The 22,626-nt window shown below is 42.5% G+C and carries 18 protein-coding genes; 2 read left to right on the top strand and 16 right to left on the bottom strand.

The features are described 5' to 3' along the window. Positions 1–46: 46 nt before the first annotated feature. The 8 genes from DW125_RS12995 to DW125_RS12960 all read right to left on the bottom strand — a co-directional run bounded on the left by DW125_RS12995 (position 47) and on the right by DW125_RS12960 (position 7,767). On the bottom strand, positions 47–1,342 hold the full coding sequence (locus DW125_RS12995; RefSeq protein ID WP_021861339.1) for a dihydroorotase: 1,296 nt from the start codon (positions 1,340–1,342) through the stop codon (positions 47–49). Between the two features lie 124 nt (positions 1,343–1,466). Beyond that, positions 1,467–2,639 (bottom strand): S41 family peptidase, encoded by a 1,173-nt coding sequence (locus DW125_RS12990; RefSeq protein WP_117538409.1) that lies wholly within the window; start codon positions 2,637–2,639, stop codon positions 1,467–1,469. A 16-nt stretch (positions 2,640–2,655) separates the two neighbouring features. Next, complete coding sequence (locus DW125_RS12985; RefSeq protein ID WP_117538408.1) at positions 2,656–3,765, bottom strand: murein hydrolase activator EnvC family protein; 1,110 nt, start codon at positions 3,763–3,765, stop codon at positions 2,656–2,658. A 79-nt stretch (positions 3,766–3,844) separates the two neighbouring features. Further along, positions 3,845–4,753: a permease-like cell division protein FtsX gene (gene ftsX, locus DW125_RS12980; protein ID WP_117538407.1), complete on the bottom strand. Its 909-nt coding sequence runs from the start codon at positions 4,751–4,753 to the stop codon at positions 3,845–3,847. Continuing rightward, a complete protein-coding gene (ftsE, locus tag DW125_RS12975; protein ID WP_021861335.1) occupies positions 4,743–5,429 on the bottom strand; it encodes a cell division ATP-binding protein FtsE in 687 nt (228 codons plus the stop codon). The genes ftsX and ftsE overlap by 11 nt, the downstream gene beginning before the upstream one ends. Positions 5,430–5,460: 31 nt before the next feature. Further along, positions 5,461–6,549: a PucR family transcriptional regulator gene (locus tag DW125_RS12970; RefSeq protein WP_117538406.1), complete on the bottom strand. Its 1,089-nt coding sequence runs from the start codon at positions 6,547–6,549 to the stop codon at positions 5,461–5,463. Positions 6,550–6,722: 173 nt separating this feature from the next. Further along, positions 6,723–7,421 (bottom strand): WecB/TagA/CpsF family glycosyltransferase, encoded by a 699-nt coding sequence (locus DW125_RS12965; RefSeq protein ID WP_117538405.1) that lies wholly within the window; start codon positions 7,419–7,421, stop codon positions 6,723–6,725. Between the two features lie 136 nt (positions 7,422–7,557). Further along, positions 7,558–7,767: a small, acid-soluble spore protein, alpha/beta type gene (locus tag DW125_RS12960; RefSeq protein WP_021861332.1), complete on the bottom strand. Its 210-nt coding sequence runs from the start codon at positions 7,765–7,767 to the stop codon at positions 7,558–7,560. Positions 7,768–7,994: 227 nt separating this feature from the next. Here DW125_RS12960 and DW125_RS12955 point away from each other — a divergent pair, with 227 nt between their 5' ends. Then, on the top strand, positions 7,995–8,540 hold the full coding sequence (locus DW125_RS12955) for a hydrolase (protein ID WP_117538404.1): 546 nt from the start codon (positions 7,995–7,997) through the stop codon (positions 8,538–8,540). A gap of 21 nt (positions 8,541–8,561) precedes the next feature. Here the strand turns inward: DW125_RS12955 and addA are convergent, their stop codons facing one another. The 3 genes from addA to dapF form a co-directional block, all read right to left on the bottom strand. Further along, positions 8,562–12,179 carry a helicase-exonuclease AddAB subunit AddA gene (gene addA / locus DW125_RS12950; RefSeq protein ID WP_117538403.1) on the bottom strand — a complete coding sequence of 1,206 codons (3,618 nt, stop codon included), beginning with the start codon at positions 12,177–12,179 and terminating at the stop codon, positions 8,562–8,564. Continuing rightward, positions 12,179–15,643 carry a PD-(D/E)XK nuclease family protein gene (locus DW125_RS12945; RefSeq protein ID WP_117538402.1) on the bottom strand — a complete coding sequence of 1,155 codons (3,465 nt, stop codon included), beginning with the start codon at positions 15,641–15,643 and terminating at the stop codon, positions 12,179–12,181. The genes addA and DW125_RS12945 overlap by 1 nt, the downstream gene beginning before the upstream one ends. Before the next feature lie 61 nt (positions 15,644–15,704). Beyond that, a complete protein-coding gene (gene dapF / locus DW125_RS12940) occupies positions 15,705–16,562 on the bottom strand; it encodes a diaminopimelate epimerase (protein WP_021861328.1) in 858 nt (285 codons plus the stop codon). A gap of 168 nt (positions 16,563–16,730) precedes the next feature. On the opposite strand from dapF, the gene DW125_RS12935 reads away from it, so the two are divergent. After that, positions 16,731–17,573: an AraC family transcriptional regulator gene (locus DW125_RS12935; protein ID WP_021861327.1), complete on the top strand. Its 843-nt coding sequence runs from the start codon at positions 16,731–16,733 to the stop codon at positions 17,571–17,573. Here the strand turns inward: DW125_RS12935 and hflX are convergent. The 5 genes from hflX to DW125_RS12910 form a co-directional block, all read right to left on the bottom strand. Beyond that, complete coding sequence (gene hflX / locus DW125_RS12930) at positions 17,552–18,793, bottom strand: GTPase HflX (RefSeq protein ID WP_117538401.1); 1,242 nt, start codon at positions 18,791–18,793, stop codon at positions 17,552–17,554. The two genes, DW125_RS12935 and hflX, sit on opposite strands and share 22 nt — an antisense overlap. 34 nt (positions 18,794–18,827) lie before the next feature. Further along, complete coding sequence (locus DW125_RS12925; RefSeq protein WP_117538400.1) at positions 18,828–19,352, bottom strand: tetratricopeptide repeat protein; 525 nt, start codon at positions 19,350–19,352, stop codon at positions 18,828–18,830. Positions 19,353–19,427: 75 nt separating this feature from the next. Further along, positions 19,428–21,290, bottom strand: a complete 1,863-nt coding sequence (locus tag DW125_RS12920; RefSeq protein ID WP_021861324.1) for a heavy metal translocating P-type ATPase — start codon at positions 21,288–21,290, stop codon at positions 19,428–19,430. Between the two features lie 42 nt (positions 21,291–21,332). Further along, the gene (locus DW125_RS12915; protein WP_021861323.1) at positions 21,333–21,692 is read right to left on the bottom strand and encodes an ArsR/SmtB family transcription factor; all 360 of its coding nucleotides are present in this window, start codon (positions 21,690–21,692) and stop codon (positions 21,333–21,335) included. A 232-nt stretch (positions 21,693–21,924) separates the two neighbouring features. Further along, complete coding sequence (locus tag DW125_RS12910) at positions 21,925–22,593, bottom strand: uracil-DNA glycosylase (RefSeq protein WP_021861322.1); 669 nt, start codon at positions 22,591–22,593, stop codon at positions 21,925–21,927. Between the last annotated feature and the right edge of the window lie 33 nt (positions 22,594–22,626).

The raw sequence follows: 22,626 nt of genomic DNA, 5'->3' as shown, positions 1-22,626 counted from the left end.
ACACATCGTAAGATACTCTGCCCTAACACTTGCATGCTGTTGCATACTACACCTTTCTGGTATCCTGATACTCATATACGATTTCACCATCCGCCAGTGTATATTCTACCCGGCCGTATACTTCTCTTCCGTCAAACGGTGTGTTCTTCCCTTTGGAAAAGAATGTATTCTTATCAATCTTATAGTTAGCATCCGGATCAAAAATTACAAGATCCGCAATCTTTCCTTCTGCCACTGCTCCTTTTTCAGTAAGCCCCAATATCTGCGCCGGATTATAACTCATCTTCTCTGCCATATCCATAATACTGAGCACGCCTGTCTTCACCAGTTCTGTATAAGTAAGCGCTGCCGAAGTCTCCAGACCTACGATACCAAAAGATGCTTTCTCAATGGAACGGTTCTTCTCTTCTTCAGAATGTGGTGCGTGGTCTGTAGAAATCACATCCATAATTCCATTCTTAAGTCCCATGCGGAGCGCTTCAACATCTTCTCTGCTGCGCAGCGGCGGATTCATCTTGAAATTTCCATCATCTTCTTTGATATCATCTGAAGTCAGTATAAAATGATGCGGACATACTTCTGCCGTTACCGGAAGTCCTTCTTTTTTCGCCATCTCTACCATCGTCACACTGTCCTTTGTAGAGCAGTGGCACAGATGCAGACGTACGCCTGTCTCTTTTGCCAGCAGGATATCTCTTGCAACGATCACATCTTCTACAGAGTTTGTGATTCCCTTAAGTCCGAGACGCTTCGCATTCTCATCTGCATTCATCACGCCTCCTTCGACCATGGTAATGTCCTCGCAGTGTGCAAATACACTGATTCCTGCCTTCTTCGCTTCTTTCATCCCTTTACGGTATAAAGATGCATTCATTACAGATTTGCCGTCTTCACTGATCGCATGGCATCCTGCCGCTGCCATTCCTGCAATATCAGCCAGTTCTTTTCCTTCCTGTCCACAGGTAACTGCGCCAAGCTGGATAACATGTGCCGGTGATTCTTTCACGGCTCTTTCATGCACAGCTTCTACTTTCTCCCGGCTGTCGATCACCGGTTTCGTATTCGGCATCGCACAGATTGTCGTCACACCACCGTGTACCGCCGCTCTTCCGCCTGTCTCCAGTGTTTCCTTGTATTCCAGTCCCGGATCTCTGAGATGTACATGCAGATCAATAAATCCCGGCAACACATAAGTTCCTCTTGCATCGATCACTCTGTCTGCTTTCTCATCGATCTTCTCTGCAATTTTCTGAATTTTCTTTCCTTCTACCAACACATCGTATACTCCATCTTTTTTTGTGAGTGGATCTACAACATGTCCATTTTTAATTAAAACTGTCATATCTATAATCCTTTCTTCCGGAAATGATTTCCCAGGATTTCATTTAGAAAAATTTTCGTTTTTATTCTATCACATGGCATGTTAAAAGGGAATGCCAAAAAAGCATTCCCTTTATTTTCATCGATTATTTTATTTTATCTTTTACAACAGACACCGCTTTATCAAGCTGATTGTCTGCCTTTGGATCTTTGGCATTATATTTATATTCGATCTTTACATCCGGCGTGATTCCTTTGCCGTCAATGTTGCGGCCCTTCGGTGTAAAATACTCGGATGTCGTTAATTTTACGCAGGTGCCATCTTTCAGATCAAACAGATTCTGTACCACACCTTTTCCGTAAGTTTGTGTTCCTATAATCTCAGCTTTGCCATAATCCTGTACTGCTCCGGCAAAAATCTCTGATGCGCTTGCGCTCTGACCATTTACCAGCACAGACATCGGAAGGTTTAACCGGTGTTTTTCATCCGATGTATATTCTTCTTTCTTTCCATTCTTATCCTTCGTGTAAACGATCAGTCCTTTTGGGAGGATGCTGTCAAGAATATCACACACCGTAGAGAGACTTCCTCCCGGATTATTTCTTAAATCTACGACCAGTCCTTCTATATTCTTCTTTTGCAGCTGTTTCAATGCTTTTGCGAACTGAGCACCTGTCACAGAATCAAACTCTGAAATGGAAATATATCCAATCTGATTTTCCAGCACTTTATATTTCACCGTCTCAACATTGATCACGTCACGTGTAGCTGTCACTTTGATCTTATCACTGTTCGTTCCACGAAGCAGTGTCAGATTGACCTTTGTTCCTTTCTTACCTTTGATCCACGAAACAACTTTGTCCAGATCTTTTCCTGTCACCGTTTTCTCTTCTACTCGGTACAAGACATCTCCAGCCTTAATTCCTGCTTTCTTTGCCGGCGAATCATCGTACACCCGTGTGATCGTGATCACTCCGCTACTGGCATCCTGCGTCATAACAGCGCCGATACCACTGAAAGAACCATCCAGGCTTTCCGTCAACTCTTTTGTTTCCTTTTTGTCGTAATAAGCAGAATACTGGTCCCCCAGTCCTTCTACATAGCCTTTGTAAATGCCTTCATTGAGATCTTTCTCTTTTACGTCATGCAGATATGTCTCATCAATCAGTTTTTTCAAATAAGATAACTTCGTCTCTGTATCAGATGATATGATTCCTTCATTGATATGCTGCAGTCCACAGGCTGCAAGGCTCACAACTAATAATGTCAGAAGGGCGCCCGTAAGCGCCCCTTTTATAAATCCTTTTTTATGTTCCACAATCGTCAGTCCTATTCTATAAATATTTCAACGGGTTCACCGGTACTCCGCCGGACATAACCTGGAAATGCAGGTGTGGTCCTGTTGAATTACCCGTTGTTCCTACAATTGCTATATTCTGTCCTTTGCTTACTTTCTGCCCTGCCCGGACGTAAATCTTGTGGCAGTGCATATAGTAAGTAGATAATCCGTTTCCATGATTGATTACGATCAGGTTACCGGCTTTGCCACTGTATCCGGCAGATACTACAGTACCTCCTGCCGCCGCATAAATCGGCGTACCAGTCGGCGCCGCAAAATCCATTCCTTTGTGATTTGTGCTGGCTCCGGCAAGTGGCTGTTCACGATATCCGAAATAACTGGATATGCGACTGTATCCCGGACAAGGATGTGTAAAAGTTCCATTACCGGATACGACAGACGCACCCGCTCCGGATGAATAAGAACTCGCTGCTTCCTGCTTCTTTCTTGCAGCATCTGCCGCTGCCTGTTCAAGCGCGCTCAGCTTGCTTGCATTCTTTTTAATATCCTTTTGGATTCCGGCAATCTCATTCTTCTTATCCGAAAGCATCTGTTTTACAGTACTCTGCTTTGCGATCAGATTATCCTGCATCTTTTCCAGTTCGGCATTCTCTTTTTTCAGGACTTCTTCCTGCGCCTGCACATTCTTTACAACTTTCTGGAACTTTTTCAACATAGTTCTGTCATATGAAGAAATCGTCGATATGTACTCTGCATTATTCAGAAAGTCACTCAACGACTTCGACTGGCAAAGAATCTCGATGAATTTAGCATTGCCATTCTCATACATATATTTGATACGTTTCTTCATGTCTTCATACTGATTGTCTTCATCTACCTGCGCAATCAGTAGTTCATCTTCTTTTTTACTGATCTCATCTTCTTTGGCAGTGATCTTCTTCTTTGTTGTTTCCATCTCATCCAATACAGATTCCAACTGCTCCAGAAGTTTTTTCTTCTCTGCTACTGCCTCTTTTTTCTTCGACTGTAACACCTGCGCTTTTTTCTTAGCGGCACTGATCTTTGATGCCTGTGCCTGCCCTGTCATACTGAAGCACAGAACACATACCAATAACAGACTGAGGATTCTTTTTCTCTTCTTCATCTGTGTCTCCCTTATTAATTACACCCTTGCGCTATCTGAAGAACCTGTCACTGACAGCTTCTTTCGTACGCTAAAGCAACTAAACTTTCAGATGTTTGCGGATTGTAAATGTACTTCCAAGGAAACCGATACCTACTCCAAGAGCAATACCGACCGGTAAAAGTGTACGGTATACTCTCATTACCGGGAGGAAGTCCACGATATTATTCAGCAGACTGTATCTTGTCATCACATAGCTTACTGCTTTATCATACATAAAATATAACATTACCAGTGGAATGATCGCACCGATCACACCAATCAGAAGACCTTCAAATACGAACGGTGCCCGCACAAAACCGTCCTTCGCTCCGATGTATTTCATGATCGCAATCTCTTCCCGTCTTACTGTAATACCCATTGTTACTGTATTACTGATCAGAAAGATAGATACAGCCAGCAGGATCAAAATAATCGCTGCCGAAATGATACCAACCAGTTTGTTCACACTTGTCAGAGTCTTGGCTACCGTATCTGACTTGTTGACTTTCCGTACACCGTCCAGTTTCTCTGCATAAGATACGACCTGTTTCTGCTTGGATACATCTGACATGTATACTTCATAGTTGTCTGAATTTGCCAGTGGATTATCATTTTTAAATCCCTCTGCCGCTTCTTTGGAGTCTCCGAAGTAGTCATCCTGGAACTTATTCCATGCTTCTTCTGCACTGATATAGTTCACTTCCAGAACTCCGTCTTCCTTCTTCAGATCCTCTCCGATCTTATCTTTCTGTTCCTGTGTTGCATCCTCGTTAAAAAATACTGTAATTGCAACTCCCTGCTCTGCTTTGTCTACAATGTAATTAAAGTTCATTACAATCGAATAGAATAATCCAAAGAGGAAAATACAAGCTGACATCGTTGCAATGGATGCCATGGAGAACATCTTATTTCTGCCGATGTTCTTCACACCCTGTTTCATCGAATATCCAAATGTGCTAATTCTCATTATTATACCCACCTTTTTTCTCGTCGCTGACGATAACACCCTTCTTCATCGTTACAACGCGCTTTTTCATCTCGTTTACAATCTCCTGGTTATGTGTAACAACAAGTACAGTTGTTCCACGGTCATTCGCCTCTTCAAGAAGCTTCATGATTTCCCATGAGTTCGTCGGATCGAGATTACCGGTAGGCTCATCCGCCAAAAGGATTGCCGGTTCATTCACGATTGCTCTCGCGATTGCAACACGCTGCTGCTCTCCACCGGATAATTCTTTCGGGAATGATTTGTACTTCTGTGCAAGTCCTACAAGGGACAGCGCAGCCGGCACTTTTTTCTTAATAATTCTTGTCGATGTCTCGGTTACTCTCTGGGCAAACGCAATATTCTCATAGATATTTCTATCCTTCAAAAGGCGGAAATCCTGAAATACAACGCCCAATTTTCTCCGGTACAACGGAATCTTTTTATGTTTCATACGGTTCAGGTTATGTCCATTTACAATGATCGTGCCTGAAGTAGGATCTAACTCCTTCATAATCAGACGAATCAGAGTAGACTTACCGGAACCACTGTCTCCAACAATAAAGACAAATTCGCCCTGTTCAATCTTAAGATTGATACCATTAAGGGCTGCAACCCCTTTTGAGTACTCTTTCGTTACTTCTCTTAATTCAATCATATGTTCCTCCTAATTATTATACTCCAGCAATTTAATATTCCAGCGACTCCATATATTTCATGTATTTTACAACCATCAGTGCAATCTTGAATGTAATAGCATCCTCGAATACACGAAGATCAAGTCCCGTACTTTTCTGAAGTTTATCCAAACGGTAAACTAATGTATTACGGTGAATATAGAGCTGTCTTGAAGTCTCTGACACATTGAGGTTATTCTCAAAGAACTTATTGATCGTAGTCAATGTTTCCTCATCAAAATCATCCGGTGATTTCCCCTCAAAAATCTCACGGATAAACATCTTGCACAGAGGAATCGGAAGCTGATAGATCAGTCGCCCAATGCCAAGCGCACTGTATGCGATAATATTCTTCTCACCAAAAAAGATCTTACCCACATCAAGCGCCAGTTTGGCTTCTTTGTAAGACTTCGATACTTCTTTGATGTCACTGACAACCGTACCATACGCGATCAGAATGTCTTCTTCTCCGTCATTGCGGAGCAGATTATAGAAATTCTGCGCAATCCTCTCCAATTCTGCATGTCCGTCATTCGGCTCCAGTTCCTTCACAACTATAATATTCTTCTCATCTACCGCTGTTACAAAATCCTTGGCTTTACCGCCAAGAAGTGAGCGCACATTATCAAGGGCACTGCTGTCCTTCTCGTGTTTTGTCTCAATAATAAAGATAACACGTCTTACTTCCGTGTCAATATGTAATTTTTTGGCACGATTGTAAATATCCACCAACAACAGGTTATCAAGCAACAGGTTCTTTATGAAATTGTCTTTGTCAAACCGTTCTTTATATGCTACCAGAAGATTTTGGATCTGGAACACTGCGATCTTGCCCACCATATAGACATCTTCTCCGCCGCCGTTCGCGAGCAGGATATATTCCAGTTGGTGTTCATCAAAGATCTTAAAGAACTGATATCCCTGTACTACCTGACTGTCTGCCGGAGATTCCACAAAAGACAGAATCTCGTCTTCGTAATTCTCCTGTTTTGAAAATGTACTTGCAAGGGCCTTACCATCTGTATCCATAATACAAAAGTCAATTCTAGTAATCCCTTTCAATCCTTCAATCGTGTTTTGAAGTATTTGATTAGATATCATAGGTTATCTCCTCCACTCATTTCAATATGCATTTTCCACAACAAAATTACTCTATCTTAAGTGAATTTGCATATTACTAGACCTATATTAATATATATCAACAAAAAAATAAAGAGGAAATCACAATTTTTTGTTGATTTCCTCACTTTTTTCTTTCTGTATCTGTATGTCTTTTAAATGTCTGCCCCGACATTCCTGTCGCTCTCTGCCTTTTGCTTTTCCATCTCTTTTCTGAAAATTCTCCGGGTAAAGAATCGGGTGACTTTTTCCTTTCCAAAGCTGGTCTCTTTCCACGGCGGAGCTGCTTTCCCCATACCGAAAAGAATTCTCGTATTGAGAAGTGCTCTGTTCTTTGCCGCAAAATCTTCCTGAAGCGGCGAACATAACATAGAAAGTACACAGTCTGTCTCTGCACCATTGATCGCATTCACCAGCATATCATCCGCTCTGTTCTCTGCAGAGACTTTCGCCATCCCAACAATCTGGATTCCTCTATAATAGTGTTCCAGATATTGAAAAAATGCTTCTCCCTCTTCCTGTGTCTCAACAAGAAGATATACCCGCTTATGGTTCTTATGCAAATATCTCAGGAACATCTTCATAAATAAATGATTCTCTGTCTCCTGCAGACAACGCTTCTCTTCCACATCCGCTGCTTCCAGAATTGTCTTGTCTCCTGCCAGCACAAGATCGAAACTTCTAAGCTGTTCCTTCGTCTCCTGCTGCAGATCTACATCCATCACTGCATCTACTGTAAGAAGTTCTACAATATTAACCGGATCAGACTCCATGTATCCGACCGCTTCTTTCATAGCTTCTTTGCCTGTGTAATTGTCTATATATATACCTAAAACATTAATCTTGCTGTCCATCTTCTCTGCACCCGCTATATCCCGAATCTTTTACTCTTCTAATCAAGCTTTTCGATTATAGCAAAAGGGCTTTCTGTTTTCAAGCTTTCCCTGTAAATGTTCATACTAATTAACATTCGTAATACTTTTGTTACTTTTACTCCTCTTCCACAGCGCTTTGCTGCTGCCGACGCCTGCGTCCTGCCAGCTTCCCTCCAATCCGTCCGGTTTCCTTGGATGATAAAGATTTCCATCCCTCTGCCAGCACTTTATCAAGCAGTCCCAGCTCCTCTGCTACTTCATATTTCATTTTCTCTTCCGGCGTGATCTGATCCAGCCGTATCGGACCTTTCTTTTTTGCAGTCATAATATTACCCCTTTCATTATTTTGAAAGTATTTCCATAACATTTTTAAAATATTCGTGTAATAACTTTTTTCTATAGTCTGCCAAAAAAGATTCTTATTAGTGTGGAACTTATATACCGTGCTATAATAATGTCAGATAGAATTGTGGAATACGAAGTACGGAACAATTCGTATGGCATCTTTTGACCCTGACATCATTATAGCAATAACATCCAGGAGGTATATATATGACACAGGAACAGGCATGGACATTATTGAAAGAATATAATCAGGATGAATTTCATCTGGAACACGCAGACATTGTCGGAAAAACAATGCGCTATTTTGCAGAGAAACTTGGATATGGTGATGAGAAAGATTTCTGGGAAGTCGTAGGGATCCTGCACGACCTGGATTTTGAGAAATATCCGGATCAGCACTGCATCAAAGAGCAAGAAATCTTAAAAGAAAATGGCGCAGATGAAAAAATCATCCACGCCACAGCAAGTCACGGTTATGCAATTACTGTTGACATACAACCGGAACACGAAATGGAAAAGGTGCTTTATGCCGTTGACGAGCTGACCGGACTGATCGGTGCAGTCGTTGTTATGCGACCGTCCAAAAGCGTTCAGGATCTGACTTTAAAATCTGTTAAGAAAAAATACAAATCCAAAAATTTTGCAGCCGGATGTTCCCGCGAAGTAATCGAACGCGGTGCTGATATGCTCGGCTGGACTCTGGAAGATCTGATTGCCCAGACCATCGAAGCACTGAAAACATTCCGTCCTTAATTGTAAACTTTTTATTTTCTTTTATGGCAGATGAATTTCTTCGCCAAGGGTAAAGGAATAGATGATCTTTTCTTTTACGGTTTTACCGGTCGCCTGTTCCAGTGCCCTGGCGTAGTAATCAAGCTGTCCATGATAACGTTCTACAAGTTCTCTGTTTTCACGGACACGGTCTGTCTTATAATCCAGCACAACCAATCCGTCCTCTTCTTCAAAATACACATCTATGATTCCCTGAACAAGAACAAGTTCGCCTTCCTCTTCTTCCTTCCACAGATCCGTTGCCGGCACTCCGAGTACGAATGGCTGCTCTTTAAAGAGGCGGTTTTGTTTTGCACATGCCTGCATCCGTTTTCCGCTGTCTGTCTGTAAAAATTTCAAGAAATCCCGAATGCAGACAGCCTTTCGCATCTCGTCCGTCATCTTCCCATCTTCTGTAAACTTCCTAAGGCAATTTTTCAGTTTCTCAGTATCATAGTCTTCTGCAAAATTCAGAAGCTCCAGTGCACGGTGATAAGCGGTACCTCTGGATGCTCCTGTAAGCGGCACCTCTTCCTCCATAAATTTCGGAAGGATCGGCTGCAGTTCCGTTTCTTCGTAAAGCTGCTCGCTGTCCTCCATTTCTCCGGATTCCTGTAAATAAATCCGTTTCTTTAATTCCGAAACGGAGAATTTCAACTTTCGTGTCTGGCTGTTTTCATATGGATATCTGTAAGCAAACTGATTCCTAAGATTTTCATGCATCTCTTCATCATATACACGCTCTGTATCCCAGTCTTCCAGTACACTTCTTTCTATCTGACTCTTCACCTGCGTTTCTGCCTGTCCCGCAATGATGTCATACATATTCAGCACTTTCAGTCTGAGCGGTACAGACCGCGGAGCCCGTAATACTGCCGGCAGTACAAAATCCCAGTACGTTGTCGCTTTGCTCAGACGTAGGAAATCAAATTTCATATCCGACTCTTCCTGCACACTTTCATATTCTGCCTGCTTCTTTTCCAGATTAGACATCGTTCCTGTGATGATCAATTTCTCTTTTGCCCTTGTATAGGCAACATAAAGAACTCGGAGTTCTTCTCCAAGTGAATCCAGTTTTTCTTCCTGCCGGATCGTTTTCTTTAACAGGCTCGCCCGCTTCGTCCGCTGCTTCAGGTCTACAACTTCCAGACCCACACCAAATTTGGAATTCAAAACAACACGGCTGTTAATATCCTGCATGTTAAATCGTTTCCCCATACCGGCTACAAATACAACTGGAAATTCCAGTCCTTTACTTTTATGGATTGTCATAAGACGCACAGTATCTGCCTGCTCTTCCTCGACATTCGCCTCTCCATAATCCACTTCATATTTCTGCAGCTGTTCCATATAGCGCACAAAATGAAACAACCCTTTGTAACTGGTGCTTTCAAAAGCTTTCGCCCTTTCCATCAGCATATCAATATTGGCTTTTCTCTGGATACCTCCCGGCATTGCTGACATATACATTTCATATCCGGTATCATCCAACACGCGCTGTAATAATTCATGCATCGGTGTATACGGCACGATCTCACGAATTTTCTCCATCACCGAAAGGCAGTTTTCCAGTTTGTCTCTAAGCTCTTCTTCCGTTCCTTCTGCTCGGTATCTGCGCACTGTTTCATAAAATGGTTCTTCCGGACATGAGCTACGAATCAGTGCAAGCTCTTTTGCACTGCATCCACCGATTGGTGACGTCAACACTGCCGTCAGCGGCAGATCCTGTCTTGCATTATCCAGCACACGCAGATAGTCCAACAGTACTCCGATCTCCTGTGTGGCAAAATATCCTTCTTTTGTTCCCGCAAACGCCGGGATTCCTTCCCGCCCAAGGATTTCCACAAATACATCTGAAAATCCTCTCGAACTTCTTGTCAGGATCACAATATCGCGGTACTGAAGCGGGCGAAGTTTTCCACTCTCTTTATCTGTCACGCGGAAGTTATCCTCCATCATGGAACGGATTTTCCCCGCAATTGCTCTTGCTTCTATCTCCCTTTCATTGATCCCTTTTACTTTCTTATGATCATTGTCGCGAATATCAGTATCGACAACAAGCACTTCCGTCGCATTTTCTCCGGTCTTTTTATAGTCAGCTCCTACATTTAGCGCTGCATCGTCGTCATAGTCGATTCCTCCTAGATCTTCCGTCATAATCTGACGGAAAATAAAATTCACACTGTCCAACACTTCCTTACGGCTTCGGAAATTCTTATGCAGATCAATCCGCTGTTTTTTACTCTCGGATTTATCGTATGTATTATATTTATCCATGAAAATCTCCGGTCTGGACAGACGGAAACGATAAATACTCTGCTTTACATCACCAACCATGAAAATATTATACTTATCTTCCCATATTGTAGAAACACTTGTAAGAAGCGCTTCCTGGATTAGATTGCTGTCCTGGTATTCATCGATCATGATTTCCACAAACTGTCTCTGGTACTCTTTTGCGATCGGTGACGGCACAAGTCTGCCATCCTTTTCTTCTGTCAGAATCTGCAGGGCATACTGCTCCATATCGGAAAAATCAATCATATTTTTGCTTCGTTTTTTCTCTTCAAAACGATCTGCAAATTTGCATACCAGATCTGCCAGTTCTTCCATCATCGGCGCACTGGCATTTAAGTCTTCCAGCAATTTAAAAGACGGTGCATAGAAGAACTGCTCTTTCATTTCTTTTATGATCTTCTTTGCCGTATCTCTTAAATATTTTACCTGGTTTGCTTTATTCTCAGATACGTTTTCATCTCTGTTGCACGGAAGCCTTGTCCATTTATAATCCTTGTCCAGCACCGTTGACATCTCAAGAAATGTATCTTTTGATCTTAAACTTTGAATCAACTGCGAATCATTTACCAGCGCCGTCTCATACATATATGGTCCATCAGCTTCTCCGGTACAGATCTTTATTGCCTGCCGGATTTTATTCGCCGCATCCTTAAGATAACGGCTCACCTGATCTTTGATGACACGGATAAATTCTGTCTCTTCCAGTGCATCAAAATCTTTAACCCGGTAGCTTTCTGCACAGTCATGTATCCATTTTTTTGCATCCGGATAACTTCTGGAATATTCGTATATTTTAAGGATCAATTCTTCGATCTTCTTATCATTCTTTCCATCTCCATATGCAGTCGTAAAATCCAGGAAACGCTGTCTCCCCTCTGTGTATTCTTCTTCCAGCACTTCTCCGAGCACATCATGACACAAAAGCTTAAGCTCCCCTTCCTCTCCGATCCGGAATCCCGGATCCAGATGGATTGCATAAAAATGATCCTTGATCACAGACAGGCAGAAGCTGTGGATTGTCGTAATACGCGCATTATGAATCAGTGTTGCCTGCCGTTTCAGATGTTCATTATCCGGCTCTTCTTCCAATTTCTGCTCTATGGCCACACGGATTCTTTCTTTCATCTCCGCTGCCGCCGCCTCTGTAAATGTCACAACAAGTAGCTGGTCTACATCGATCGGCGGCTCATCTTTCGTCAGCATCGTTATGATCCGTTCTACCAGAACTGCCGTTTTCCCGGAGCCTGCTGCCGCCGACACAAGTATGTTCCGGTTACGCAAATCAATTACTTTCTGTTGTTCCGGCGTCCATGTCACACCCATTACTGCTCCTCCTTGCTGTTCTTTTCTTTATCTGGCTGTTCTTCTTTCTCTGCCATTCCAATTTTTTTAGATTTTTCCGGCTGTTTTAAACCAGTCCCGACTTCTGCTGTCATCTTCTGGATTGCTTCTTCTTTTGATAATTTTTCCAGATTCCGATAATGATAACCCGGAACTTTCAGATCAAATCCGCAAATGTGCCGATATTTACAATAGTCACATCCTGTCTCCGTTCCCTGACGGTACGGCCGAGCAGCAACTTCACCATCTGCAATTTTCTGATGGATCTCTTCCACTTTCTTCTGGGCATATCGCATCAATGTATCAAAATCTGTCTCTGAAGCCACTTTGGATGTTTTGGAAAGCGATCCCGATTTTGTATATTTAACCGGAACTGCAACAGAATCACCAGACTGTATTTTCTGTAAATGTTTAAGATTCTCACCGGACAGATTGACCAGACCATCCGGACGGAGTACTTTTAACATCTCCTTTTCCATCTGTTCTTTCTTTTCCTCTTCGGTTCCACGCAGAATTTCATCCATGACTTTTCCATCCAGAAGCGGATCCTGGATGCGATAATAAAATACGCCTGATGGTACGATCTCTTTACCCGGATGTCTTTTCTCTTCTCTTTCCACTGCCGCCTTTATATAAACCATCAGCTGAAGCTGCAATCCCTGATACAGCGAAACTACATCAAATTCTTTGCTGCCGGTTTTATAGTCCATAACTTTCACATAAACTTTATCCTCATCCTCACAGGTATCGACACGGTCAATTTTGCCATTTGTAAAGCGGACTTCATATGCAGAAGGCGCAAAATCCCCCTGTGCAAGCTGTTCTGTCAGTGCCCAGATCGTGCGTTCCAGCATTCTCTTCATACGCTCTACAAGATATTCGTTCCGCGATGAACTGTAGAGAACCGAATTGCCATAGTCTGTAATTGCCTCATCCACCGACTCATCAATATATTGCTTTCTTATTTTATTTTCAACTTCTGTCCAGCTCTCTCCGGTGTGCTCCAGTTTTCTTGAGTACAGTTCCAGTGCACGGTGACACACATTTCCAAAATCCACAGACTGGAAATCATATTCCGGTCGTTCTTTCAGACGGAGCCCGTATGTCAGAAAATGTGCGAATGCGCAGATACTGAACCGCTCCATTCTCGATATACTATCTGTAAAATATTTTCCATATAACTTCTCTGCCACCTGTCTCGTAAGTCCATCCATCGGCATACGGTAATAGCCGGCTTCCAGTAAGCTTTCTACTGTCTGCTGCCATTCTGGATGTTTCTTATACCAGGTGTACAGTTCACACCAGAGTGGATCAAGTTCTCCATTACTTTCCTGCAGCCCCCGTATCAGACAGGTGATTCCCAGCTTCTCGGTGAATTCCCTCTCTGCGAAGCTTTTTTCTTCTTCCTCTATGATCTTCATGTCCGGATACATTTTTCTTAAATCTTGCATCAGATACGCCGGTCGCATATTTTTACCATCGGAAGATACCTTGCTATAGAATATATCCAGCTTTTCCGATGGTTTTGTAAGATTCATATAGAGATAATACTTCTGTACATATGCCCGCTCTTTTCCACCCGGAGCCAGAGCCAGCTTCTGGTTCTGGAACTGTTCCCTGTCCGGCTCTGACAACAGACCGGTACGCAGAAGATTTCCCGGAAGATGCAGATCATTTGCCCCGACAAAGAGAAGTGCACGGATGTCTTTCAGACGCGTACGCTCCATATCTCCGATCACAACCTGGTCAATACTTGGCGGGATGACACCGACACGTGCCTCTTCCAGCCCTGCATCCAGCAATTTGCAATATTCATTCAGGCTCACCTGTTCATCACCGAGAAGCTCGACAAATTTATCAATCAGTTCGATAACAATCCGATAAACCTGTGCATATTCTTTCGCAAGTGCCAGTTCACCATTCTCACGGAATTTTTGCTCCTGCTCTGCGATCCGCTCCTGCAACTGCTCCTGCACCATAAATTCATACAATGCCATTGTAATATCTTTGACAGTTTTCCTCCGCTGCTTTAATACAAAGACAAAATTATCCACTTTTTCTACGAATCTGGTGCGGTAATGGTTCAGTCGTTCCAGATCCTCTTCTTTCATATCTTTTAATCTGCGGATCCATTTCTCCTGCCACCGTTTATAGCCTTTGATTCCCATACCGATGACATAATTTTCCAGTTCGTCCACTTCATCATGGGTAAATCCCGCCAGATTTGTACGCAGAAAACGAAATACACTTTCATATGTAAAATTCTGTTCTGCCATTCCAAGGAGACTTCGTATATACTCTACGAATGAATTTAACAGGATACTTCTCTTGTGATCCATAAATACCGGGATCTCATACAGCGCAAATGCCTGTTCCAGTGCCTCGGCATACATCTCCATATTGCTGACGATCACAGCAATCTCACGGCAGCGATATCCATTCTCCCGCATATAAGCGCGCACCTGCTGCGCCGCCGCCAGTGCTTCTTCCCCCGGCTCTCTCGCCACATGGATCTTAACCGCATCCTGCTCTCCTTCATAAGTTTCTTTCCGATAGCGGAAAAGATTTCTTTCCAGAAATGCAAGTGCCGGATTATCACGGAAACGATACGGGATCTTATCAAACAGCTCCATGGGCTCTTCGATCTCGATCTGATTTTCTTTCGCCAGCTGTATCATGGATGTAACCATATGTTTACTAAGCGCAAATAACTGATATGGATGTTCATAGCGGTACGGATCTTCCGCCGGATCGATCGTTACAGTAATCATAACTTTCCGACAATGCTTCATCAGTTCTCCAAGCAAGCGGTTCTGTACCGGTGTAAATCCGGTAAATCCATCCAGAACGATCGTACTGTTTTTTAATATTTCCGATTTACATACGACACGGCTTAATACGTCCAACAGTTCTTCCTTGGAAATATACCGTTCTTTCAGATAGTCCTGAAACCCGCGGTATAGAACTTTCATGTCTGCCAGCTTATAATACAGTCTTGACTCTCTGCCGGCATTTTCCATCACACGGTCAATCTCTTCTTCCCCGATATCATACTGTGCAAATTCCGATAGCACCGATTTGACTTCACTGATATATCCAAGCTTGCGAATGTTGCCGCGGAGCATCTGTAATTCATTTTCATGATTGCCTGCAATCTTACGCAGGATCAGATTTTTTCCCTCATCATCCAGCACCGGCAGTGTACCGGCTCCTGTCTCTTCAAATATACGGTATGCAAGACGCACAAAACTTAATACATCGATGTTCATGATTGCGTGTCTGTCATGCATCGTCACAAGATCTTTTTGCGTCTGCATCGTAAACTGCTCCGGTACAAGAACAATAAAATTCTCCTCCGGATGTGCTTTCGACTCAGCGATCACATTCTTATATAATTGATAAGTTTTTCCGGACCCCGATGGTCCCAATACAAATTTTAAAGGCATAGGTTTTCCTCCTATGCCTTAGTATATCTTATTAGATGGTACAAATCTACCCCACACATTTTTATAAAGCTCTTAACTTCTCTGCAAATTCATTGCTCAGAGTCATCTTCGCAACATAGAAAACATCTCCTGTCATATAGACATTCCAATCATCTTCTACTTCTACCTGTAATTCTCCACCCGGCATATGCACGATCACTTTGCTGTTCGTCATGCCCAATTTGTATGCAACTCCGGCTGCCGCACACGCTCCTGTTCCGGATGCAAGTGTGTAACCTGCGCCTCGCTCAAAGATTTCAATCGCAATATTTTCTTTGTCGATCACTTTCATAATCTGTGTATTAATACGATTTGGAAAATATCTTGCGATCTCTGCATAGTCACCAATCTTCGTAACAAGTGGTTTGGAGATCTCGCGCATCGGAATTACACAGTGCGGATTACCGATATTTACACAGGTAACCGGATATAACGTACGTCCGAATACCATATCTTCATTAATGACTTCTCTTCGTTCTCCAGTTACCGGAATATCATCACTCCAGAATGAAAGTTTTCCCATGGAAACGCGAAGTCTGCTACCATCTTCATTTAAAAATGTTACTTCAACCGGTCCGTTTCCTGTATATAATTTAAAATTCTTTTTCTGTACATAACTTGCATCTTTGAGATATTTTGCAAAAATACGGACACCATTTCCACTCGTCTCGGATTCGCTTCCGTCTGGATTCCATACTTTCACATACATTCCGTCTTCTTTTAAAATCGGTCCCTCAAGAACTCCGTCAGAACCAAGTCCCGCATTTCTGTCACAGATCCTCCGGACATTTCTTTCATTTAATTCCAGCTCATTTTTATTTGGATCAAATACAACATAATCATTTCCAAGTCCATGATAACGCTCTAATACAACTTTCATAACATACCTCCGGTTTGCAGAAATCTTGTGATTTCTTTTTCTCATAGCTTCTGTACTCATCATAGCAGGCATGATTTTCCTTTTCAACGCAAATATTGCTATTTGCATTGCAAATCGTGCTATTTTATTCTATGATATAAGAAAAAACGACAAAAGGAGCATTTCTCCATGGACACATATATGAAAAAAGGCTATCTGAACAGTGAATTCCGGCTTTTTCACCTGACGGACCGTGAGACGAAGGAAGTCGAATACCATTATCATGACTTTAACAAGATCACGATTTTTATTAAAGGAAAGGTCAACTATATGATCGAAGGAAAATCCTATGATTTAAAACCTTATGATATCGTTCTAGTCAATCATAATGATATTCATAGACTCGAAGTGGATAATTCGGTTCTTTATGAACGTATTATTGTTTATATTGCACCGGGATTTATCCAAGCTTATAAAAATAAGGATTATGATCTGAGTTTCTGTTTTCAGCGTGCCGCAAAAGAACATTCTAACGTGCTTCGTATTCCATCACTCGAAAAAAGCTCTCTTTTCCGCTCCATTACCCGGCTGGAGAAATCTTTCTCTGATGATAGTTATGCTTCTGGTCTGTACCGGCAGGTATTATTTCTGGAATTTATGATCCACTTAAACCGTGCCGCCCTGAAAAACAGGCTGGAATTTATTGATACAGATAACTGCAATGCAAAGATCATCCATATTCTTGACTACATTAATAATCATCTGAGTGAAAATTTGAATATTGATATTCTTGCTGAACATTTTTATATCAGCAAATATTATATGATGAGACAGTTCAAGCAGGAAACCGGTTATACCATCGGGAATTACATTGCCCAGAAACGGCTCCTGCTCGCAAAAGAAATGCTCCTGTCCGGCACTCCTGCCGCACAGGTATGTTATGACTGCGGTTATCACGACTATTCCACGTTCCAGCGTGCATACCGCAAATTATTTTCTGAATCTCCGAGTCAGACAGTGACTCTCGAGTAAAGTTCTGCCGGGACATAAGCTCTTACAAAGATACCATCCTCCTGATACTTCTCTTCCAGCAGCTCTCCGTACTTGCGGATGAGCTGGATCTTTGCTGCATCCCGGTACTCATACAGGCATTCAAGAAATACTTTCTGCTCTCTTAACACCGCTTCCATCGTATCTGTCAGGTCGGTAAGTCCGGCTCCTGTCTTTGCTGAAATTTTAACCGTATAATCTGCTTTAAAATCCCGGATCAACGGTGCATCTTCTAACTTGTCCTGTTTATTGAACGCCGTGATGATCGCTTTGTCTTTTACACCAAGGTTCGATAATGTCTCATACACGGTGTACATCTGACTGTCCATCTGTGGACTGGATGTGTCTACTACATGCAGGATTACATCCGCATATTTTGCTTCTTCCAGTGTACTCTTAAATGCTTCGATCAGATGATGTGGAAGTTTTTTAATAAATCCGACTGTATCTGTCAGAAGTACTTCCTGACCTCCCGGCAATTTTAAACCTCTTGTTGTCGGGTCTAATGTTGCAAACAGCTTATCTTCCGCCAGAATATCCGCTCCCGTCAGCCGGTTAAGAAGTGTAGACTTTCCGGCATTCGTATATCCAACGATTGCAACTACCGGCACATAACTTTTGCTTCTCTGCTCTCTTGTCACTTCACGGTGGCGTTTTACTTCTTTTAATTCCCGGTTCAATGCTGCAATCCGGCTTTTAATGAGACGTCTGTCCATCTCCAGTTTCTTCTCTCCCGGTCCTCTCGTTCCGATACCACCGCCAAGTCTTGACATTGCCGTACCAAATCCGGTCAGCCTTGTCTGCCGGTACTTTAACTGTGCCAGTTCTACCTGAATCTTACCTTCACTTGTAGAAGCTCTGGCTGCAAATATATCCAATATAAGAAGTGTACGATCCATCACCTTCACATTCAGTTCATCCTGCAGATTCTTCATCTGTGCCGGTGAAAGTTCGTCATCACAAATAATACCTGTTGCTTCCAGTTCCCACAACAGGTCTTTGATCTCTTCTATCTTTCCTTTCCCAACATAAGTTCCCGGATGCACCTGCTCCCGGTTCTGGATCACACGACCGACCGTTTCTGCACCTGCTGTGGTTGCCAGTTCAGAGAGTTCCGAAAGCGAATCTTCCATGCTTTCTTCTCCCGGAAGTTCCACTCCTACCAGGATCACTCTCTCTTTATCCTGTTTTAATTCTATCATACGAAACCTCTATTTTATCTGGTTCTATAACTGATTATCTTGTTTCCAGAAATTCCACTTCTTTTTTTGCTGTTTCATCATCCGGATATTTTTCCAGATATTCATTCAGTTTTGACTTTGCTTTTTCCCAGTTCTGCATCTTCTCATAGGAAACAATAACATTGTATTCCATTTCCTTTTTCAACTCATCTGAACTTCCGGATGCTGCCAGACCTTTCTCATAATAGGAAAGTGCACTCTTTCCATCATCAAGTTTCAGCGCACAGCCACCCATCAGATTATAAAGTGTGGCATTTTCTTTTGTTCCTGCTTTAACTGCATTTTTAAATGCTTTTAATGCAGCCTTATATTCCTTCTGCTCCCAGCAGGCAATTCCGATACCACGGTATGCATCTGCTGTATTCTTGTCCTGTTTCACTGCTTCTTTGAAGCTTGCTTCTGCCTGTTTATATTCTTTGGACTCTAACTGGCTGACACCCTCTTTGTAAGGATTGCCGGAACATCCTGCCAGAGCAAGTCCCATACTTGCTGTCAATATCACTGCTGCCAATCTCTTCATTATGATCTGTCTCCTTTTGCTTTCCTACATGTTTATATGCAAATAGTGATTCTCTCTCAAAATATATTCCACAGTCTATGCATAATATTTCACGACATAAACTGCGTTCATAATCGCTGCAAATACAACGCCGACTTCTGCAACGATCGCTTCCCACATTCCAAAGTATCCAACCAGCGCAAGCAGTACAATGATCACTTTCACTGCAATCGCAAAAGCAATATTCTGGTTTACTACCCGGAGTGTTTCTTTGGAAATTTTGATCGCATCTACGATTTTCGGCAATTCATCTTCCAGTAAAATAATATCTGCCGCCTCAATTGCCAGCGCAGAACCTAACGCTCCCATCGCGATTCCGATATCTGCACGTGCCAGTACCGGGGCATCATTTACACCGTCTCCGACACAGACCAATTTCTCCATATCATCCTGGATCGTCAGGAAATCTTCCAGCTGCTCTAATTTGTCTGAAGGCATCAGATCTGTATATGCATAATCCATCTTCAGTTCTTTTGCCACCGCATATCCTGCGCTCCTTGTATCACCAGTCAACATAACAAGCACAGCTTTACACTTATCTTTCAGATATTTCATCGTCCACTTCGCACGATATTTAATCGCATCTTCAATGATGATCGCACCCATATATTCTGTTCCCACGCTGACATAGACAACCGTTCCTGTACTATCAAATTCATCTACTTCAATATCATATTTTTCCATCAGCCGGAAGTTTCCGACATGGATTCGCTTTCCATCATAATCTCCGGAAAGACCATATCCCGGAATCTGCTTAATATTGGATACGAGATCTTTGTCAATCTCGCCATCATAGGCATTCAGGAGTGACTGTGCGATCGGATGATTGGAATAGCTTTCCACATGCGCCGCAATCTTTAAAAGTTCCTCTTCTGTTCCCTGCTCTGCGTAAATCTCCTGAACCGAAAATTCTCCTTCTGTCAGTGTTCCTGTCTTATCAAATACAAATGTATCTGCCTTGGAAAGGTCTTCCAGATAGTTGGCTCCTTTGATTACGATTCCCTGTCTTGCCGCCGATGCAATTCCTCCTAAGAACGCGATCGGAATCGACATTACAAGTGCTGTCGGGCATGCCACGATCAGGAAAATAAGTCCTCTGTAAATCCATATATTCCAGTTATGATAAGAAAATGTAAGCGGCGGATAGATCATAACAAAGAGTGCTAACAGCACCATTGCCGGTGTGTATATTCTTGAAAATCTGGAAACAAAACTTTCGCTCTCGGATTCCTTATTCTGTGCTTCCTCTACCAGTTCCATGATCTGTGCGACTGTCGAATCACGATATACTTTCAGAACCTTTGCCTCTACTGCACCGCTTAAGTTAATACATCCACTGTAGATCTTATTTCCTTCAGAAACTCTTCTTGGCATAGACTCACCGGTAACCGCTTTCATGTCAAGAAGCGTAGATCCAGCTTCTACTATTCCATCAACCGGCACACGTTCTCCCGGCTTGATCACAATGATATCTCCAACCTGAAGATCGATCGGATCGATCTGTTCTTCTCCGCCATCTGTCTTACGAATCGCAAATGCCGGACGAATATCAATCATCTCTTCAATGGATCGTTTGGCATTGTCTGTGGAATATGCTTCAAAAATAACTCCCAGCTCAAAAAGGATCATAACAAGTACACCTTCTGTATATCTTCCAATACCGAAAGCTCCGATCGTCGCAACCGTCGTCAGCGTATATTCTGTTAAAAATTTCAGTTCCAGAATCCTGTCTCGAAGTTTTTTAAATACATCAAAACCGACGATCAGATATGCGATCAGAAACCAGACGAATTTAATCTCATCTTCTATCGTAAAATTCGATGTCACAATAACAGCCGCCAGATAAATAACAACGCCGACTCCATATATCATACTTTGTTTTTTTAATTGCTCTGTCATATCATTTTCCCTTTTCTTTTTCCACTAAAAAGCCTGTAAAAACTACTCCATAATATGTTCCATTCCTTGGCTGATAATATTCTGAATATGTCCATCCGCAAGTGAATAATAAACTGTTTTTCCTTCTCTTCTGTTCTTCACCAGCTTCATCTGCTTTAATACACGAAGCTGATGTGAAATCGCCGACTGCGTCATCCCCAGCATCTCTGCCAGGTCACACACACACATCTCTGATCGGAGCAGCACGCATAAGATCTTGATTCTTGTTGCATCTCCGAATACTTTATAAAAATCCGCCAGTTCATTCAGCAATTCTTCCGCCGGCATCTTCTCTTTTACTGCCTCTATAATCTGGTTGTGCACGCATGTAACGTCACAGCATTCTACTTCTGTCTTTTTCATGGTCTGTCCTCCCATCGATTCAAGAGATCCATAACCTATGAAAATATGAACCATCTCTCATCTGATATATTATGCCAAAACAAAACCGGCATTTCAACTGTTTGCAACAAAATACAAGGAAAATTAAGAAAATTGTAACGATTTATATTCGTAAGAAGGCTCTCACTGCCGCTAACAGCAGTGAGAGCCTTCTTCTCTTCTAGCATCAACATTCTCCTATCACTTCTTCCGCCTACTCAATCTGCCAGTCAATTGGCTCGATCCCATGTTCCTTCAGGAAATCATTCGTCTGGCTGAAAGGCTTGCTTCCAAAGAAACCACGATATGCCGACAGCGGACTCGGATGCGGTGCCTTTAAGATCAGGTGCTTCGGATTATCAAGCATTCTGGCTTTCCGCTGTGCCGGAGCGCCCCATAAAATAAATACAATCGGACGGTCCTGACTGTTAAGCGCCATGATCGCCGCATCGGTAAATTCTTCCCAGCCGATCCCGCGATGGGAATTTGCCTGATGTGCGCGCACAGTCAGTACTGTATTCAGCATAAGTACGCCTTGCTCTGCCCACTTCGTAAGGCATCCGTGATTTGGAATTGTGCATCCAAGATCATCGTGCAGTTCTTTATAAATATTCACCAGTGACGGTGGTACTTCCACACCTTTTTTCACCGAAAAGCAAAGTCCATGTGCCTGTCCGTTGTTATGATACGGATCCTGCCCAAGAATCACAACCTTTACCTTACTGAGCGGTGTCAGATGAAATGCATTGAAAATATCATCTGCCGGCGGAAAGATAAGCCTCGTCCGGTATTCTTCATTCACTTTATTAAATAATTCTTTATAATAAGGTTTCTTAAATTCCCCTTTTAACGCATCTAACCAGTCATTGTTAATCGCAGACATACTCTTTTCCTTCTTTTCTCTTACTGCTATATG

Source organism: Dorea sp. AM10-31 (assembly GCF_003435815.1).
GTDB lineage: Bacteria > Bacillota > Clostridia > Lachnospirales > Lachnospiraceae > Dorea_D > Dorea_D hominis.
This window is presented reverse-complemented; position numbering and strand designations above follow the sequence as displayed.

Bases quoted from the DNA above. Each gene is read 5' to 3' on its own strand.
- hflX (WP_117538401.1), bottom strand. From the start codon at position 18,793: ATGATAGAATTAAAACAGGATAAAGAGAGAGTGATCCTGGTAGGAGTG.
- DW125_RS12955 (WP_117538404.1), top strand. From the start codon at position 7,995: ATGACACAGGAACAGGCATGGACATTATTGAAAGAATATAATCAGGAT.
- DW125_RS12970 (WP_117538406.1), bottom strand. From the start codon at position 6,549: ATGATATCTAATCAAATACTTCAAAACACGATTGAAGGATTGAAAGGG.
- addA (WP_117538403.1), bottom strand. From the start codon at position 12,179: ATGGGTGTGACATGGACGCCGGAACAACAGAAAGTAATTGATTTGCGT.
- DW125_RS12995 (WP_021861339.1), bottom strand. From the start codon at position 1,342: ATGACAGTTTTAATTAAAAATGGACATGTTGTAGATCCACTCACAAAA.
- ftsX (WP_117538407.1), bottom strand. From the start codon at position 4,753: ATGAGAATTAGCACATTTGGATATTCGATGAAACAGGGTGTGAAGAAC.
- DW125_RS12945 (WP_117538402.1), bottom strand. From the start codon at position 15,643: ATGCCTTTAAAATTTGTATTGGGACCATCGGGGTCCGGAAAAACTTAT.
- DW125_RS12915 (WP_021861323.1), bottom strand. From the start codon at position 21,692: ATGAAAAAGACAGAAGTAGAATGCTGTGACGTTACATGCGTGCACAAC.
- DW125_RS12960 (WP_021861332.1), bottom strand. From the start codon at position 7,767: ATGACTGCAAAAAAGAAAGGTCCGATACGGCTGGATCAGATCACGCCG.
- DW125_RS12920 (WP_021861324.1), bottom strand. From the start codon at position 21,290: ATGACAGAGCAATTAAAAAAACAAAGTATGATATATGGAGTCGGCGTT.
- DW125_RS12925 (WP_117538400.1), bottom strand. From the start codon at position 19,352: ATGAAGAGATTGGCAGCAGTGATATTGACAGCAAGTATGGGACTTGCT.
- DW125_RS12935 (WP_021861327.1), top strand. From the start codon at position 16,731: ATGGACACATATATGAAAAAAGGCTATCTGAACAGTGAATTCCGGCTT.
- DW125_RS12965 (WP_117538405.1), bottom strand. From the start codon at position 7,421: ATGGACAGCAAGATTAATGTTTTAGGTATATATATAGACAATTACACA.
- ftsE (WP_021861335.1), bottom strand. From the start codon at position 5,429: ATGATTGAATTAAGAGAAGTAACGAAAGAGTACTCAAAAGGGGTTGCA.
- DW125_RS12910 (WP_021861322.1), bottom strand. From the start codon at position 22,593: ATGTCTGCGATTAACAATGACTGGTTAGATGCGTTAAAAGGGGAATTT.
- dapF (WP_021861328.1), bottom strand. From the start codon at position 16,562: ATGAAAGTTGTATTAGAGCGTTATCATGGACTTGGAAATGATTATGTT.
- DW125_RS12985 (WP_117538408.1), bottom strand. From the start codon at position 3,765: ATGAAGAAGAGAAAAAGAATCCTCAGTCTGTTATTGGTATGTGTTCTG.